11 protein-coding genes and 2 pseudogenes are annotated in these 14,470 nt (G+C 57.1%); 6 read left to right on the top strand and 7 right to left on the bottom strand.

The window, feature by feature from the left end; translation table 11 throughout:
* Positions 1-390 precede the first annotated feature (390 nt).
* From NKF26_RS13650 to NKF26_RS13660, 3 genes are all read left to right on the top strand, one after another.
* Positions 391-1,143 carry an IclR family transcriptional regulator gene (locus NKF26_RS13650; RefSeq protein WP_253225637.1) on the top strand — a complete coding sequence of 251 codons (753 nt, stop codon included), beginning with the start codon at positions 391-393 and terminating at the stop codon, positions 1,141-1,143.
* Positions 1,144-1,217: 74 nt separating this feature from the next.
* Entirely contained in the window at positions 1,218-2,714 is a 1,497-nt protein-coding gene (locus NKF26_RS13655; protein WP_253225638.1) for a sodium/proline symporter, read from the top strand.
* A 241-nt stretch (positions 2,715-2,955) separates the two neighbouring features.
* Entirely contained in the window at positions 2,956-4,539 is a 1,584-nt protein-coding gene (locus NKF26_RS13660; protein WP_253234448.1) for an aldehyde dehydrogenase family protein, read from the top strand.
* Positions 4,540-5,162: 623 nt separating this feature from the next.
* Here the strand turns inward: NKF26_RS13660 and NKF26_RS13665 are convergent.
* The 3 genes from NKF26_RS13665 to NKF26_RS13675 all read right to left on the bottom strand — a co-directional run bounded on the left by NKF26_RS13665 (position 5,163) and on the right by NKF26_RS13675 (position 7,091).
* Complete coding sequence (locus tag NKF26_RS13665) at positions 5,163-5,474, bottom strand: hypothetical protein (protein ID WP_253225640.1); 312 nt, start codon at positions 5,472-5,474, stop codon at positions 5,163-5,165.
* A 775-nt stretch (positions 5,475-6,249) separates the two neighbouring features.
* Positions 6,250-6,591, bottom strand: a complete 342-nt coding sequence (locus NKF26_RS13670) for a helix-turn-helix domain-containing protein (protein ID WP_253225641.1) — start codon at positions 6,589-6,591, stop codon at positions 6,250-6,252.
* Between the two features lie 131 nt (positions 6,592-6,722).
* On the bottom strand, positions 6,723-7,091 hold the full coding sequence (locus NKF26_RS13675) for an IclR family transcriptional regulator (protein WP_253234449.1): 369 nt from the start codon (positions 7,089-7,091) through the stop codon (positions 6,723-6,725).
* Positions 7,092-7,166: 75 nt separating this feature from the next.
* Here NKF26_RS13675 and NKF26_RS13680 point away from each other — a divergent pair, with 75 nt between their 5' ends.
* Positions 7,167-7,406 carry a hypothetical protein gene (locus NKF26_RS13680; RefSeq protein WP_253234450.1) on the top strand — a complete coding sequence of 80 codons (240 nt, stop codon included), beginning with the start codon at positions 7,167-7,169 and terminating at the stop codon, positions 7,404-7,406.
* Here the strand turns inward: NKF26_RS13680 and NKF26_RS24390 are convergent.
* Positions 7,374-7,517 (bottom strand): annotated as a pseudogene (locus NKF26_RS24390) (hypothetical protein); the annotation flags it as partial. The gene NKF26_RS13680 and the pseudogene NKF26_RS24390 sit on opposite strands and share 33 nt — an antisense overlap.
* A gap of 391 nt (positions 7,518-7,908) precedes the next feature.
* Here NKF26_RS24390 and NKF26_RS13685 point away from each other — a divergent pair.
* Positions 7,909-9,063 carry a hypothetical protein gene (locus NKF26_RS13685; RefSeq protein ID WP_253225644.1) on the top strand — a complete coding sequence of 385 codons (1,155 nt, stop codon included), beginning with the start codon at positions 7,909-7,911 and terminating at the stop codon, positions 9,061-9,063.
* Complete coding sequence (locus tag NKF26_RS13690; RefSeq protein WP_253225645.1) at positions 9,060-9,779, top strand: maleate cis-trans isomerase; 720 nt, start codon at positions 9,060-9,062, stop codon at positions 9,777-9,779. The genes NKF26_RS13685 and NKF26_RS13690 overlap by 4 nt, the downstream gene beginning before the upstream one ends.
* Positions 9,780-9,837: 58 nt before the next feature.
* On the opposite strand, the pseudogene NKF26_RS13695 reads toward NKF26_RS13690, so the two are convergent.
* From NKF26_RS13695 to eat, 3 genes and pseudogenes are all read right to left on the bottom strand, one after another.
* Positions 9,838-11,032 (bottom strand): annotated as a pseudogene (locus tag NKF26_RS13695) (iron-containing alcohol dehydrogenase family protein).
* Between the two features lie 229 nt (positions 11,033-11,261).
* Positions 11,262-12,701, bottom strand: a complete 1,440-nt coding sequence (locus tag NKF26_RS13705; protein ID WP_253234453.1) for an aldehyde dehydrogenase — start codon at positions 12,699-12,701, stop codon at positions 11,262-11,264.
* A gap of 99 nt (positions 12,702-12,800) precedes the next feature.
* Positions 12,801-14,333 (bottom strand): ethanolamine permease, encoded by a 1,533-nt coding sequence (eat, locus tag NKF26_RS13710; protein WP_253225648.1) that lies wholly within the window; start codon positions 14,331-14,333, stop codon positions 12,801-12,803.
* Between the last annotated feature and the right edge of the window lie 137 nt (positions 14,334-14,470).

A 14,470-nucleotide genomic window follows, 5' to 3' on the forward strand; every position in this document is an offset into this window, starting at 1 on the left:
ATGGGGTATGGTACTACTCACCATTGGATGGTTCGTTCCGACACCGACGAGGGTGTCGAGTTCACCCTTCGACGACGGCTTTTCACATAGTATGAAATAACACGGGGAATGACCGGGATGGTGCAGTTATTGTCCCCTCTCACGACGCACTCCAGTGGGACAACGCAGATATAATTACAAACATATGGTTGTAATGGTAATGGGGGAGTATCGCGATAGGTATTACAGACATATGTCTGTAATTGATGGGGCGAACGGTTGGTTCGAACATTGTGAACTACACGGATCGTGTGTCCAGATGTGACTGCGGTTTCCCGGGCGTGAGTGTCCGCCGACACGTGGTTCCCATAATGCGAACGCTTTTGCGTCGAGGTTGTGTGATGTGATACTATGACAGACGGAAGCCGGACGTTCACCACGACGGAAACGTCGTTCGCGGTGATCCACGCGATCGAGGACGCGAACGGAGCGACGTTTGCGGAACTCAGGTCGCAACTCGACCTCTCCAAGAGTACGCTGTACTACCATCTGACCACCCTCGAAAAATACGGATACGTGGTGAAAGAACGCGGGACGTACCAACTCGGCTTGCGGTTCCTCTCGCACGCCCAGCACGCCAAGAACAAGGAGCCAGCGTTCGACGTCGTCCGTTCGAAAGCCCGCGACCTCGCCGACAGGATACCCGAAGAAATCTCCTTCGCTACCGAGGAGAACGGTCGTCTCGTCGTGGTCTACCACAACATCGGCGGCTCCGCAATGACCGACTTCAAGATCGGACAGTACCTGTACTTGCACGTGACCGCAAGCGGGAAAATGATGCTCGCGGAGATGCCCGAGGAGCGCGTCGACGAGATCATCGATCGCTGGGGACTTCCGAAACTCACGGAGAACACGATCACGGATCGGGACACACTGAAGGAGGAGTTAGACCGGGTCCGCGAACGCGGGTACGCGATCAACGACGAGGAACAGCGTGAGGGACTCCGGAGCGTGGGTGCGAAGATAACGAAGCCCGATGGGTCCGTTCTCGGGGGTCTCGCCATCGACGGTGCGACCTATCGACTGACCAACGACCAGATCGAGGGACACACGGTACAGCAACTGTTCGACACGATCGACGAGATCGAAGCCGAAATCAACTGAACGCGGTCTCGACTCGAAGGGGATGAAACCGAACCGGTACATTGATATATTATGCTACAAAGTCCCATACGAATATGGTACAAGCGGGTATGGAAACCATTATCGGGCTAGTTGGCTATCTGATCCTGGTAGTAGCGATCGGTCACTGGGGAACGAAGTTGGTCTCCTCCGAGGAGGACTTCTTCCTCGGGGGCGAACAGATCCCCGGTTGGGCACTTGCACTCTCCGAACGGAGTTCCGGGATGTCCGGTTGGCTTCTCCTCGGCGTTCCGGGATTGGCGTGGTCGATAGGACTTTCCGCCGTCTGGGTGCTCGTCGGCACGACCGGCGGTGCCATCTTCCAGTGGATCGTTTACGCGCGGCCGTTCATGGAGGGCCGCAAGGAGACGGGCGCGGTCACGCCGATAGGGCTTCTCGCGGAGAAAATCCCCGGTGATTCGCCGGTCGTCCGTGCGCTCCCGGCGCTCGTCACCTTCGTGTTCTACATGGGTTACGTCGGGTCGCAGTTCCTCGCTGGCGGCAACATCTTCAAGAAGGCCTTCGGGATTGATCCCGTTATCGGAGTCCTCCTCATTGGCGGCATCGTGACGGCGTACTCGCTCGCCGGTGGATTCCCGTCCGTCGTCTGGACCGACGTGATGCAAGCACTGTTGATGGTGTTCACGCTCGTGGTGCTTCCGGGGTATCTCCTCGTCGGTGTGTTCCTCGATCCCTCCACCTCACTCGTGGGCGGACTCGCGGCCTCCGGGGGAAACCGGTCGGCGTGGTTCGGCGGACGGACCGGTGCCGCCGCGCTCGTCTTCCTCGGCGCTAACCTGAGCTGGTTCTTCCTCTACCTCGGTGGGTACCCGCACCTCGACGCTCGGTTCATGGCGGTCCGCAACGGTGACGACCGCCGCTCGGCTATCGTCGTGGCGACCGTCTGGGGTATCCTCACCTCGTCGGGCGCGGTGCTCCTCGGCCTCCTCGCACGCGTCATCGACGGTGCGCCGCAGGCCTTACAGGCGGATCGAGAGATGGTCCTTCCGTTCATGGTCCTGAAACATCTCCCGGGACTGCTCGGGGGAATCCTCCTCGCAGGCGCGCTAGCGGCGATGATGTCGACGGCCTCCTCGCAAATCGTCGTCGCCAGTTCCGCGGTCGCACAGGACGTCTACACCGATATCCTGAAGAAGGGACAGGAGTTCAGCGACCAGGCCCAACTACGCGTCTCCCGCGCCGCCACGCTTGCGGTCGGCGTGATCGGGCTCGTGATCGCACTCCTGACGTCGAACCTGGTGTACACGCTCGTCAGTTACTCCGGAACCGGGCTCTTCTCCGCCTTCGGGCCTGCGTTCACCCTCCTCTTCTTCTGGCGACGGAACCTCTCCGTGGCGGGCCTCGTGGCGGCGTTCGTCGCCGGTCCCGGCGCGACCATCCTCTGGATCGCTTTCGGAATGAATTCGATCATCACGGTTCGTCTCATCGCACCGCCGATCGGGTTCGCCGCTGCGATCGGTGCCTCCCTGCTGTGGCCGGGCGGAGAACTGACCAGCCCTGCCCCGTCCGCGAGCGCCGCGAACCAGGACTGACGGTACGAACGAACGGGTGTATCGACACGGTACACCGCTTCGAATGCCGCCGCGTATCGGGATATCATACGGAGAGTATGATCCTGCGGAACGTGGTTTTCATCTCCGTTCTCCGTCAGTTCGTCGCCGGTTTTTCAGTCGAAGGATTGGTGCCTCCGATAGGGGTGGCTCCGGTACCGTACCGAGTAGGGTATGCCAGTAAATCCCAAACTATAATACCGGTCGAGTGCCACCTACGAGTGTGCAAGCGAGAGACTTTGATAACGAATTGACGTTCCACGAGTACGAGCAAAACGGTACCGTCGAGGAGTTTCACGAAGCGTACGAGGAAGCCGTCGAGTCCGTCCAAGCGGAACTCGGGGGAGACCACCTGCTTTGGATCGACGGCGAGAGGGTCGATACGGGGGACCGTTTCGACGTCGTATCCCCCGGGAATCTGGACCGAGAGGTCGGCGAGTTCGCCGCGGGCAGTTCGGAAGACGTGGACGCTGCCGTCAGCGCTGCTGCTGCCGTCGCCCCCGAATGGGAGGCTTCCGATGTCGATACCCGCGTGGAGATTTTCCGCAACGCTGCGGCTATCATGCGTGACCAGAAGTTCGAACTCGCCGCGACCATCTCACTGGAGAACGGTAAGAACCGGACGGAAGCGATGGCCGACGTCGACGAATCCATCGACTTCCTCGAATTCTACAGCCGTGAATTCGAGCGGTCCGATGGGTACGCTTTCGACACCGGGGAGCCAACCCCCGGCCAGCACACCAGGAATTTGCTACGACCGTACGGCGTGTTTGGGGTCGTGGCACCGTTCAACTTCCCGATGGCCATCTTCGTCGGTATGACCGCCGGTGCATTGATCACCGGCAATACCGTCGTCACGAAGCCCGCGAAAGCGACATCGCTGATCGCACACAAGTGCGTCGACATCTTCACCGAGGCAGGGATGCCGAACGGTGTTCTGAACCTCGTTATGGGCGGTGGACGCGATGTCGGTCAGCCTCTGGTCGAGCACGAAGACGTTTCGGGTGTCGTTTTCACCGGATCGCGGAAAGTCGGACTGTCCATTCAAGAGACCTTCTCCGAGCACGGAAAACACGGACCCGTGATCGCTGAACTCGGTGGGAAGAACCCGGTGATCGTCAGTGACACCGCAGAGCTTGAAGACGCGGTAGAAGGCGTAATGAAGGGTGCCTTCTCCTTCAGCGGACAGAAATGTTCCGCGACCTCACGCGTGTACGTCCAGGAGAATCTGATCGATGAATTCACCGATCGGTTGGTCGCCGAAACGGAAAAACTGAATATCGGTCGGCCGACGGAACGGGAGACCTTCGTTTCACCGATCATCAACGACAGCGCACTCGAATCGTACCAGGATATCTGTGCACGTTCGGAAGAAGAGGGGACGGTTCGAACCGGTGGAAACGTCGCTACGGACGGTGAACTCGCGGACGGTCGGTTCGTCGAACCGACCGTCGTCACGGACATCCCTCACAGCCACGAACTTGCCCGTGAAGAACACTTCCTCCCATTTGTCACGATTCACCCGATATCCAATCTGGACGAGGGAATCGAGAAGTCGAACGACTCCGAATACGGGCTCTGTGCCGGACTCTTCTCGCAAGACGACGACGAGATCGATCGGTGGTTCGATGAAATCGAGTCCGGAATGTGCTACGTAAACCGCTCCCAGAGTGCGACGACGGGCGCGTTGGTTCAGGCACAACCGTTCGGCGGTTGGAAGTACTCCGGCACGACCGGTAAATTTGCAGGCGGTTACTGGTACCTCCAGCAGTTCATGCGCGAACAGAGCCGAACTCGGGTCGACTGAACGATCGATGGCGGAAAACCATCAGTAACCGTTCGATTTCACTGGATTTCACTGGGCGTGTGCTTGATCGATGTGGGACTCGTCACCAGCCATGAAACCTAGATGACTTTGCCTCTGTCTAAAACCATCGAACGTGCAGCAGTCGCCCGCCAACACGCATGTTTCCTGGACCGAATTCCGTTCCGGATTACCGTATTCGGATGATTCCTGGATCTTTTTGTCGATTCCAAATAATAGTTGGAAATTTTATTGATCGGAATGTACTCCGTCTCGATGAAGTCGATATATCGAATAGAATTCGACTGTTTCCAGAAAAAAGTCTTAAACCAGAGGATATTCACGAATTTATGTCCTTGAAGAGACTATTTCAAAGAATGTTGCTCGGAGATTTCTGCCATCAAATCATAATTTAACAGGCCATTTGATACTGTTGTCTGATGGCTGCTCTTTTGTTGGGTACGTAGTGTATAACTATGGCAAATCGGTGTCACTGGTGGATAATACCATCGTGGAGGATTCGTTCATCCGTACCTGACTCCGTGGTCCTAAACTTCTCACGGGGTCGGCTACATCGAATTTCAGTGTGCGACGTACCGGCACTGGGAAACCCCAACGACCAGGAATCAGCGGATGCTAGCAACCAATCGAGAAACGCCCATTCCGAGTACTCCACCCAGTGTCCCGAGAACGGCAGCGATCACGAGTCCGACGGTGATCGCCCATAGAATCCGGAACGGGAGGCCTGGCATTTCGCCGGTAATGCCCATGCCAACGAGATGGATTCCAAATCCCGCGGCGAACGCGAAGTTGAATAGCCAGACGCGACGGAGGTTTCGATCGTAACGGGCGAGCATCGCACTTCCGGCGAGAAGGCCGACAGCGAAGTACTCCAACCGAAGAAATCGGAAAACTGGCGGATCGAACCGTGCAATCACGGCCAAAAATCCAGCCGAACACAGAAATAACCCAAGAGCCATTAGACCGTTCCGTGATCGCGTCCGTCGATCAGGATCCGAACGTATTGACGTGGGCAGTGTATGCATTATGAATGATCGATTCCTGCTCGGGGCACGCCATGGCACGCGTGCGAGCAGGTGGGGAGGACGTGGCGGGTGCAGGGGGTAGTATGGATCAGGAGTGATGGCGCCAGACCCACGGGGACACATTCAGGGTGTCAGAGGCAACCTCGCCACACTTGTCCCTTTGGGGGGTTCGGTATATGCTTTGTGCTAATGTTCGAAAATAAGACAGTAATGTGTAGCACCATAAATGGGGATTCGACGTCTACTTGCAGACCCGTTCTCACTATCGGAGTCGGAAGTTCGAACTCCTCGAACATCGTGAGACAATCCCGTCTGTCGTGTGCTCCGTATCCGTTGTGTGGATTCGTTTGTACTTGGACAGACGATGGATCGACGTTGGTCGTCAGCCAACAGTACACGCACCCGCCATCAGGGTCCGGGCCGATTATCGGACGACAGTTGGCCCTGCTTCGTGACTTGGCCACCACACTCCGGACATACCCCTTCTACGGTATCGAAGGTTTCACCGCACATCTGGCATTCAAATCGCGCATCACTCTTCGTCGTGAATAGCTCTTTGAGTTTGTTCACGAAACCCATTGGTGGTAATGTACACTCGTTGTGGAATCGGAAAAAGTCTGGGGGAGTACGTCGGAGGAGATGGATCGACGAGAGGAATAATCGCTCCTCAGTCGGCACCGAAGACGAGAACGACGGGATTTTCGCACGGTGCATAGATCTTCATCTCGCGTCCTTTCTCGGAGTACCGTGTCCCCGCGACCCTGATCAGGTCCGCTCCTTCGAGGGCGTCGACATGGTATGAGACCGTCTGAAGCGAGACATCGAGACGGGTAGCGAGCGCGGACGGCGTTCCCGGTTCCTCTGTAATTGCGACGAGGAGCGTTCGAGCGGTTTCGGATGACAGCGTACTCAAAACCGAGTCCATGTTCTGTTCATTGATATCCAACAATTCGATATCCCCCGCCTGTGCAGTATCGATATCGGGCGATGGTTCGGGTAGAAGAGCCATTATATCACCAACGCCGAAAAGTTGGATGCAAACTGTATAGTCTCTTGCGAAAAGAGACGGACGATGTACCGGTTCCGGAGAGTATCGGGCATACCGATTCAGTTGCTATTCCGGGCGACAGCGGATACCGTTTATCCGGTAGAAGAGCGTTCACTGAGGGTTCGCTCGATGTTTTGGACGGTCCGGTCGAGGTGTGATACGAAATCGTCGATAGTATCGTTGGTAACGCGATATTTGGGACAATCCAGGCTCACAGCACCGCAAACACGTCCATGAGGCTGATAAATTGGTTTGGCGACGGAATAGAGGCCGGTAACTACCTCCTCATCGTTGACGGCGTAGCCTCGCTCACGAGTGTTTTCGAGTTCCACGAAAAGCTCATCGGCGGTCGATATCGAGTGGTCGGTTTCACGGGGAAGTCCCCACTGATCCACGATTCTCTCTACGCGTGAGTCACCAAATTCGGCCAGGATGGCTTTCCCCGACGCGGTATTGTGCATATAAAACGTCCGCCGATCACTGAGAAACGTCGATCGGGAATCGTAAAGTTCGCTGAAGAGTGAGACGACTCGTCCATGTTCTTCGACACTGAAATCCGCTATTCGATTCGTTCGATCGTTGAGAGCAGTGATCTCTTCCTCGGCGATGTCGTAGATTTCCTTCCGGGAGATGACGTACTCCCCCAATTCGAAAAATTTCAGTCCCAGGTGATAGAATTCGCCTTCCTTCACGACATATCGGGTGTCACGGAGGGTAGTCAGATGAGCGTGAACGGTACTTTTCGAGAGATCGAGTTCCTCGGTCAACTGGCGTAACCGAATACCATCGTGCGTCCTGATCGTCTCTATGACCGCTAAGGAAGTCTCGGTCGTCGATACCGACGAAGAGGATGTTCCATTCTGATTTTCCATGCCCATAGATAACATTGGACACCACTAATATGTTCGCTATACCCGAACTGGTTTAAACCTCGGTTGGCACCAATGGAGATTCTTTTTGGAGCGGAATCCCCGTCTCCGAAACCCTTGCTACCCGAGCACAAGCGATATGCCGCGTTTTGATGCGGTGGACTGTTATATGGGAATTCTCGATGAGGGCACCAATTTTGCCGTACAGTATTTAAGGGGGGAGGGATTTAGCGGTGGTGTCATGGAGTAAAAATGGAACTCGATCATATAAATGTTCGTTAGGATCGGAGTCTATATGGGTCAATCACCACATGAATTTCATAAAATTGGCGTAAAAACCTTAATATCCAATACTCACGAGTCATGGATTGTGTTCGCATACCTCACAAAATCACGATTTCGACGGATCATGGTTCCAGCGATCGTCTTCCAATCGGTAAGCGTTGGAGGAGGATTTTCGACGGGCCGGGAGGTGGTGGAGTACGTAGCGAAGTATGGGGCGCTTGGAAGCGTCGCGATTCTCACCTACGTGACGGTGCTTGCGATCTGTGGTGCCCTCGTTTACGAGTTTTCGAGGAGGTTCGACCTCTATGATTATAAATCGCTCATGAAGAACCTCATCTGGCACGGGTGGCCCGTCTTCGAGGCGATCTACGTGATTCTCGCCGTCGTCATTATCGCAGTCGTCGCCTCCGCAGGGGGTAACCTGATGAATCAGATCCTCGGCGTTCCGGTGTTCTTGGCAAACGTTCTTCTCATCGGATTCATCTTCTTCGTCCTCTACTTCGGACGCGAAGCCATCGAGCGATTTAGCGTCTACGGGACGACGTTCATTTACGCGGTGTATCTCGCCATGTTCGGATACGTCCTCGCAACCAACGGCGGACAGGCCCTCGATATCCTTCGAAGTGGGAGTACGGCATACGTGAACGATCCGAGCGTCGCTGCCGCGATCAAATCCGCGCTGATCTACGCCGGATATTCGCTCATCGGATTTATTCCACCGTTGTTCCTGATTGACCGGATGGAAAACCGTTCGGAAGCGGTCGTATCCGGTGTACTGAGCGCATTCATGCTTGGGATTCCCCTCGTTCTATCGTATCTATCCCTGCTGGCGTACTATCCCAACGGCGATGTGATGGGTGCGTCCGTGCCATGGTTGGAGATGCTCGATCCGCCCGTTCTGTTGGTGTGTTACGGAATCGCGATCGGATGGACGTTGACCGAAACCGGAGTCGGATTCGTTCACTCCATCACGGAACGCATCGATGAGGATATTAAAGAGTCAGATCATCGGTTCTTTGCCACCAGGGACGGTCTCTCGTCATTGGAACGTGGGTCAGTAGGACTACTGATCCTCCTCGGTGCGATCGCGCTCTCCCGAATCGGTATCATCAGCCTCGTCAGTGAGGTGTATCCGATTCTGGCCGTATTGTTCACCGCGGTACTCGTGATTCCCTTGCTCACCGTTGGACTCTATCGGCTATCGAATCCCGCATGGAAGCGCGAGTTTTGGCGAGAACGCGGTGCCGAAACCCAAAGTAGCGGCATCGAGGCCGAATGATGTACGGGTGGAGAAATCGGATCGGACTCGTCGTAACGTCGTCCGACAGAACGAGCGAGGGAGAGTACTTCCGGCACACACCCGATGGCGTCTCCGTACACGCGGCCCGCATGCTACTTGAGGATGGAGTCGCCGACGCGGAAACCTTGGAGCGAATGTCGGCCGATGTCGAGCGCTGTGCAAAATTGCTCAAAACGACCGATGTCGACGTTATCGCCTACTCCTGTACGACCGGTAGCCTACTCGAAGGCGAGGGATTCGAAACGGAGATCGAACGACGGATCGAAACGGTGGCCGGTGTGCCTGCGGTTGCGACGGCGGCGTCGATCAAGCGGGCGTTAGACGCACTCGATATCGAATCGCTTACAGTTGCGACTCCGTACATACCGGAGCTCAACGAGCTAGAAGTCGATTTCTTGGAGGATTCAGGCTACGAAGTGCTCGACATATACGGGTTGGGATGCCGGACCGACGAAGAAATCTGTGCCCACCACCCGGAGATGGCATATCGACAAGCCCGGGAAATGAACCGGGAGGATGCGGACGCGATATTCATCAGTTGTACGGGGTATCGAACGTTCGAGATCATCGACCGATTGGAACGGGATCTGGATAAACCAGTGATAACGAGCAATCAGGCGACGTTGTGGAATGCACTTCGGAAAATCGACGTCGATTATTCCGAGATCGAGTTGGGATCCCTCTTTCGACACTGAAAGTTCGGTTGTCGGCGGAGATGGCAAAGAACGCGTGAGTTTTACCCCCGACGGGGATTCACAGGCGCGATTCGTACTCGAATACGCCGTCGAACGCCCGTTCGAGGATGTTCTCCATGTCGTCCACATCGGTCAAACGAGGATTTCCGGTGAGACTTCCGTCTTCGAGTGCCTGCGCTGCCAACGAAGGAATCGCCTCGCGTTCGGCCGCCGTCTCGTTCAGCGTCCTGGGGATCCGGACCGAGTCACCCAGTTCGCGTACCGCACGAACGGCTTTGTAGGCCTCTAGCTGTGTTCGGCGGTTGCGGTCGATCGATTCGCCGAGGCGCTCCGCGATAGTACAGAACTCCTCGGGAACTTGTGGCAGGTTGTACTCCATCACGTACGGAAGGATGATCGCGTTGACCAATCCGTGTGGAACACCAAACTGACCGCCGACTTGGTGAGAGAGCGCGTGCACTGCGCCCAATCCAGCGCCGTTGAACGCCATCCCGGCCTGCATACTTGCCCTCGCCATCGCCGTGAGCGCAGCGGGGTCGCCGTCACGGTACTCGACGGCACGGGGGAGGAATTCGCCGACTTTCTCGACCGAATCGAGCGCGATAGCGGAGGTCTGACTTTGTGCCTTGATCGATACGTACGCTTCGATGGCGTGCGTCAACACGTCCATTCCAGTCGCCGCTTTTACCGGCGGTGGTGCGCTCGCCGTCAGATCGGGATCGATCAACGCGAGGTCGGCGAGGAGTTTCACGTCCCCGATTTCCTCTTTGACGTTGGTCTCGGAGTCCTTCACGATACACCAATGACCGACCTCGCTCCCGGTTCCGGACGTCGTTGGTATGTAGATACTCGGTGGGGGGGGATTCCGGGACGTTTCCACTCCCTTCGTAGTCGAGAATGTGGCCGTCGTTCGCTGCGATGATCGATGCCGCTTTTGCGGTGTCCAACGACGACCCACCACCGATTCCGAGAATGAGGTTCGCGTCGGCGTCGTCGTAGGCATCCGCTGCCTCGTGAACGACTGTGTCAGTCGGATCCGGCTGAACACCGTCGAAGATGGCATACTCCTTTCCGGCTTCCTCGATCGATTCGAGTACCGGTTCGAGAACGCCCGCCTCGCGAACACCTTCGTCGGTCACGACGAGCGCACGTTCCGCATCGAATCGGTCGATGTACGAACCGACTTCGTCTGAAGCTCCGCGACCAAACAGGATCCTATTCGGGACGTTCCATTCCGCTAATTGTTGTGTCATTGTTATGGCACCGTGTTCTATGAGTATCGTGAATCCGGCACTGTGTGCAGCGTTCCGGTTACGGAGTAGATAGTACCAGTATTCGATTCATACCCGTTACTCCCCATACCTATGAGTATTTAAATAGTCACGGCGGCTCGCTTGGATTTCTTCGTTCGGGGAGTACACTGAGCGGGAATCGGTTTCATCCTTGTTCGATTCCCTGACGTCCGTCGCCCTGCTGACGTGGTTAATAGGGTTCCATCTCGCCGTGCTCGACGACGACGCTGTTTACGGTGGTGAACGCCTCGACACCCTCGTAACCGCCTTCCCGTCCCAGACCGCTCTCCTTGTTCCCTCCCCACGGGCTCTGGGGCATCGACACGGGGAACGTGTTGACTGCGACGAGGCCGTGGTCGAGTCGGTCAGCGATACGGGTGGCGTGCAACCCGTCGGTCCAGACGGACGCCGCCAGCGCGTACGGCGAGTCGTTCGCCACGGCGACGGCTTCATCGACCGATTCGACCCTCAGTATCGAGAGTACCGGGCCGAATATCTCCTCGCGCGCAATTTGCATGTCCGGCGTCACGTCATCGAACACCGTCGGTTCGACGAAGTATCCGTCCTGCAACTCCGGATCGTCCGGGACATTCCCACCGGTTCGGAGGGTCGCCCCCTCCTCCCGTCCCGCTTCGATGTAGCCGAGAATGTCGTCCTGTGCTCCCGCCGAGATGACCGGCCCCATATCAGTCGACGGATCACCCCCCGGCCCGAGGGAGATACGTTCCGCTTCCCGGACCACGAGTTCGGTGAATTCTACCTTCACGTCTTCGTGGACGATGGCGCGTGAGGTAGCGACGCAATTCTGCCCGGCATTGGAGAAGATTCCTCGGGCGACGCCGCGTGCCGCGTTCTCGACGTCGGTGTCGGGGAGGACGACCGCCGGAGCCTTCCCTCCGAGTTCCAGGTCGACCGGCGTGATGTTCGCTGCCGCAGCCTCCAGCACCTGTTGACCGACCGCAGTCGAACCGGTAAACGTGATCAGATCGACACCGGGATGATCACTCAGGGCCGCTCCAACCTCGCGCCCCGACCCTGGAACGAGGTTTACGACGCCGTCGGGGAACTCCTCGACGAGAATATTCCCGTACCACATCGTCGATAGCGGTGCTCGACTCGGTGGTTTCGCGACGACCGTATTTCCCGTGGCGAGGGCGGCCGCAATCCCCCGAGACCCCAACAGGAGCGGATAGTTCCACGGGATGATGTGTGCGGTAACGCCGTAGGGGACCCGTTTCGTGTAGTTGAGTCGATTCGTCGAAGTTGGGATCGTGTCACCTCGAACCTTGTCCACCACGCCCGCGAAGAAGCGAAACTGTTGGGCGGTTTCCATGACCTCGCCTTCGGCCGTGCCGAGACATTTCCCGGTCTCCGCGACGAGGAGTTCGCTGAGTTCGTCCCGATCCGCCTCGATCCGCTCGGCAACGGCACGTAATCCACGTTCTCGTCGGGCGGGGTCGCTCTCCGCCCACTCCTTTCGTACACTCCGCGCAGCCTCGACCGCATCATTCGCGTCGGTTCGTGTTCCGGTCGAGACGGTACCGACTGTCTCTCCCGTGGCGGGGTTTTCGACGGAACGCTCGGTCCCATCTCGAACCTGCCCGTCGATTCGCATCTCGTAGCTGTGCATACCGGTCACAACCCTCGGATCCGGCCTAAATATTTCCCGGCTGATGTGGGACTGTTTATAAAATACGTCGGGAGAGCCGCCAGCAGACGGGGAGTCGGATCACTCGGAGGGTTCTCGAACGGTGTCGCCCGTCGAATCGCGCCGCTCGGCCATATCGGGGGCGGCGTCGTTCGTCGCCGCGTTCTGCTGGTTCAGAGCGAAATCCTCCTCCGGTGCCCGCACTAGCCGGTGGCGACCCCTGACAGCGAAATAGATGATCCCACCCGCATACCACAGCGCCGCTCCGATAACGCCGAACCGATACGACGGGTTCAGGAAGAGGAACACGAAGGTAACGGCCGCGATAACGATTGCGACCACCGCACCGAACACGCCGACCGGACTCCGATACGGTCGCCTGAGGTTCGGATACTCTCGCCGGAGCAGGATGAACGCCAACGACTGCATGATATACGAGATCATGGCGCCGAACACCGCCATGTTCAACAGGACCGCTCCCACAGGACTGTCGCTCGGCGTGAGCCAGATCAACAGCGCCGCGACGTAGCCGATCAACGAACCGGCGATCAAAGCGACGTGTGGCGTATCTCGCTCGTCGTGGGTGACGGAGAGCCACTGTGGGAAGTATCCCGCCCGGGACAGCGAGTAGATGTTACGCCCGAACGCGAAGATGATCGCGTGAAAGCTCGCCACCAATCCTGCCACGGCGATCAACGAGAGCAACGCCGCACCGACGCTGCCGGGGAATATGGTTTTGAAGCCCAAGAACAACGGATTATCCGCTTGGCCGACCTTTGCCGCACCGGGTGCGATGCCGCTGTTGAGGAACAACGTCAGGAACGCCGTGATGATCAGCGTCACGATGCCCAGTATCGTCGCTTTGGGCAGGTCACGTTCCGGATCGTGTGCCTCTTCCGCCGCAAGCGGCAGTTCTTCGATCGCGAGGAAAAACCAGATTGCGAACGGCAACGCCAGGAAGATACCCTTGATGCCTTTCGGTAATAGCTTGCTCTGACCCGAATCAGCAGGCACATTTAGGGCCCAGTCGAACGAAAAGTGCGGAATCGCACCGATGAAAAAGACCGCCAATATGCCCAACGCGAGAAAGGTGATGAAGACGGTGAACCGGAAGCTTTCCTTGACGCCCACTATGTTGAGTCCGACGAAAATACCATAGAATATCGCCCACCAAACCGGCGCGGGCATCGAAAAACTGAGCAAGGCCTGCGTAACCGAGTTCATGTAACCGCCGATACCGACGACGATGACAGCGGTGGTGATGATGTACTCCATGTTCTCACCCAAGCCGGTGATAAAGCCACCCCAGGGACCCATGGCCGTCCGTCCGAACGAATAGGCTCCACCGGTGTGAGGCAGCGCTGGTGCCATTTCCGCGATGGAAAAACAGAGGCCCAGATACATGACGGCGATGATGACCGTGGCGATGACGAGGCCCATGAACCCACCGGCAGCGAGACCGAAATTCCAGCCGAAGAAATCGCCCGAGATGACGGCACCGACGCCGAGTGCCCACAGCGACCAAATCTTCGCATGCCGCCGTAAGCCACGATCTTCGAAATAACTATCATCCACATCGTTGTACGTAACGCTACCCCCTTCTTTATCTGACATTGTTCCAACTCTGAATTATCTATGATCTCCTAAACTGTATCTCCGGCATTTTGGGAGCACTTATCAGCGCGCGCCGAGTCCGTGCGGAGACGTTGGCGCAGAATTCGTCGTCCGGGCTATCAACGCCGATGAAATAT

It is taken from the genome of Haladaptatus sp. AB618 (assembly GCF_024136965.1).
GTDB lineage: Archaea > Halobacteriota > Halobacteria > Halobacteriales > Haladaptataceae > Haladaptatus.

What these genes read in the sequence shown, in the direction of transcription:
- NKF26_RS13675 (WP_253234449.1), bottom strand. Translation starts at nt 7,091, where the DNA reads ATGCACAATACCGCGTCGGGGAAAGCCATCCTGGCCGAATTTGGTGAC.
- NKF26_RS13650 (WP_253225637.1), top strand. Translation starts at nt 391, where the DNA reads ATGACAGACGGAAGCCGGACGTTCACCACGACGGAAACGTCGTTCGCG.
- NKF26_RS13670 (WP_253225641.1), bottom strand. Translation starts at nt 6,591, where the DNA reads ATGGCTCTTCTACCCGAACCATCGCCCGATATCGATACTGCACAGGCG.
- NKF26_RS13685 (WP_253225644.1), top strand. Translation starts at nt 7,909, where the DNA reads ATGGTTCCAGCGATCGTCTTCCAATCGGTAAGCGTTGGAGGAGGATTT.
- eat (WP_253225648.1), bottom strand. Translation starts at nt 14,333, where the DNA reads ATGTCAGATAAAGAAGGGGGTAGCGTTACGTACAACGATGTGGATGAT.
- NKF26_RS13690 (WP_253225645.1), top strand. Translation starts at nt 9,060, where the DNA reads ATGATGTACGGGTGGAGAAATCGGATCGGACTCGTCGTAACGTCGTCC.
- NKF26_RS13680 (WP_253234450.1), top strand. Translation starts at nt 7,167, where the DNA reads ATGTTCTTCGACACTGAAATCCGCTATTCGATTCGTTCGATCGTTGAG.
- NKF26_RS13705 (WP_253234453.1), bottom strand. Translation starts at nt 12,701, where the DNA reads ATGCACAGCTACGAGATGCGAATCGACGGGCAGGTTCGAGATGGGACC.
- NKF26_RS13655 (WP_253225638.1), top strand. Translation starts at nt 1,218, where the DNA reads ATGGTACAAGCGGGTATGGAAACCATTATCGGGCTAGTTGGCTATCTG.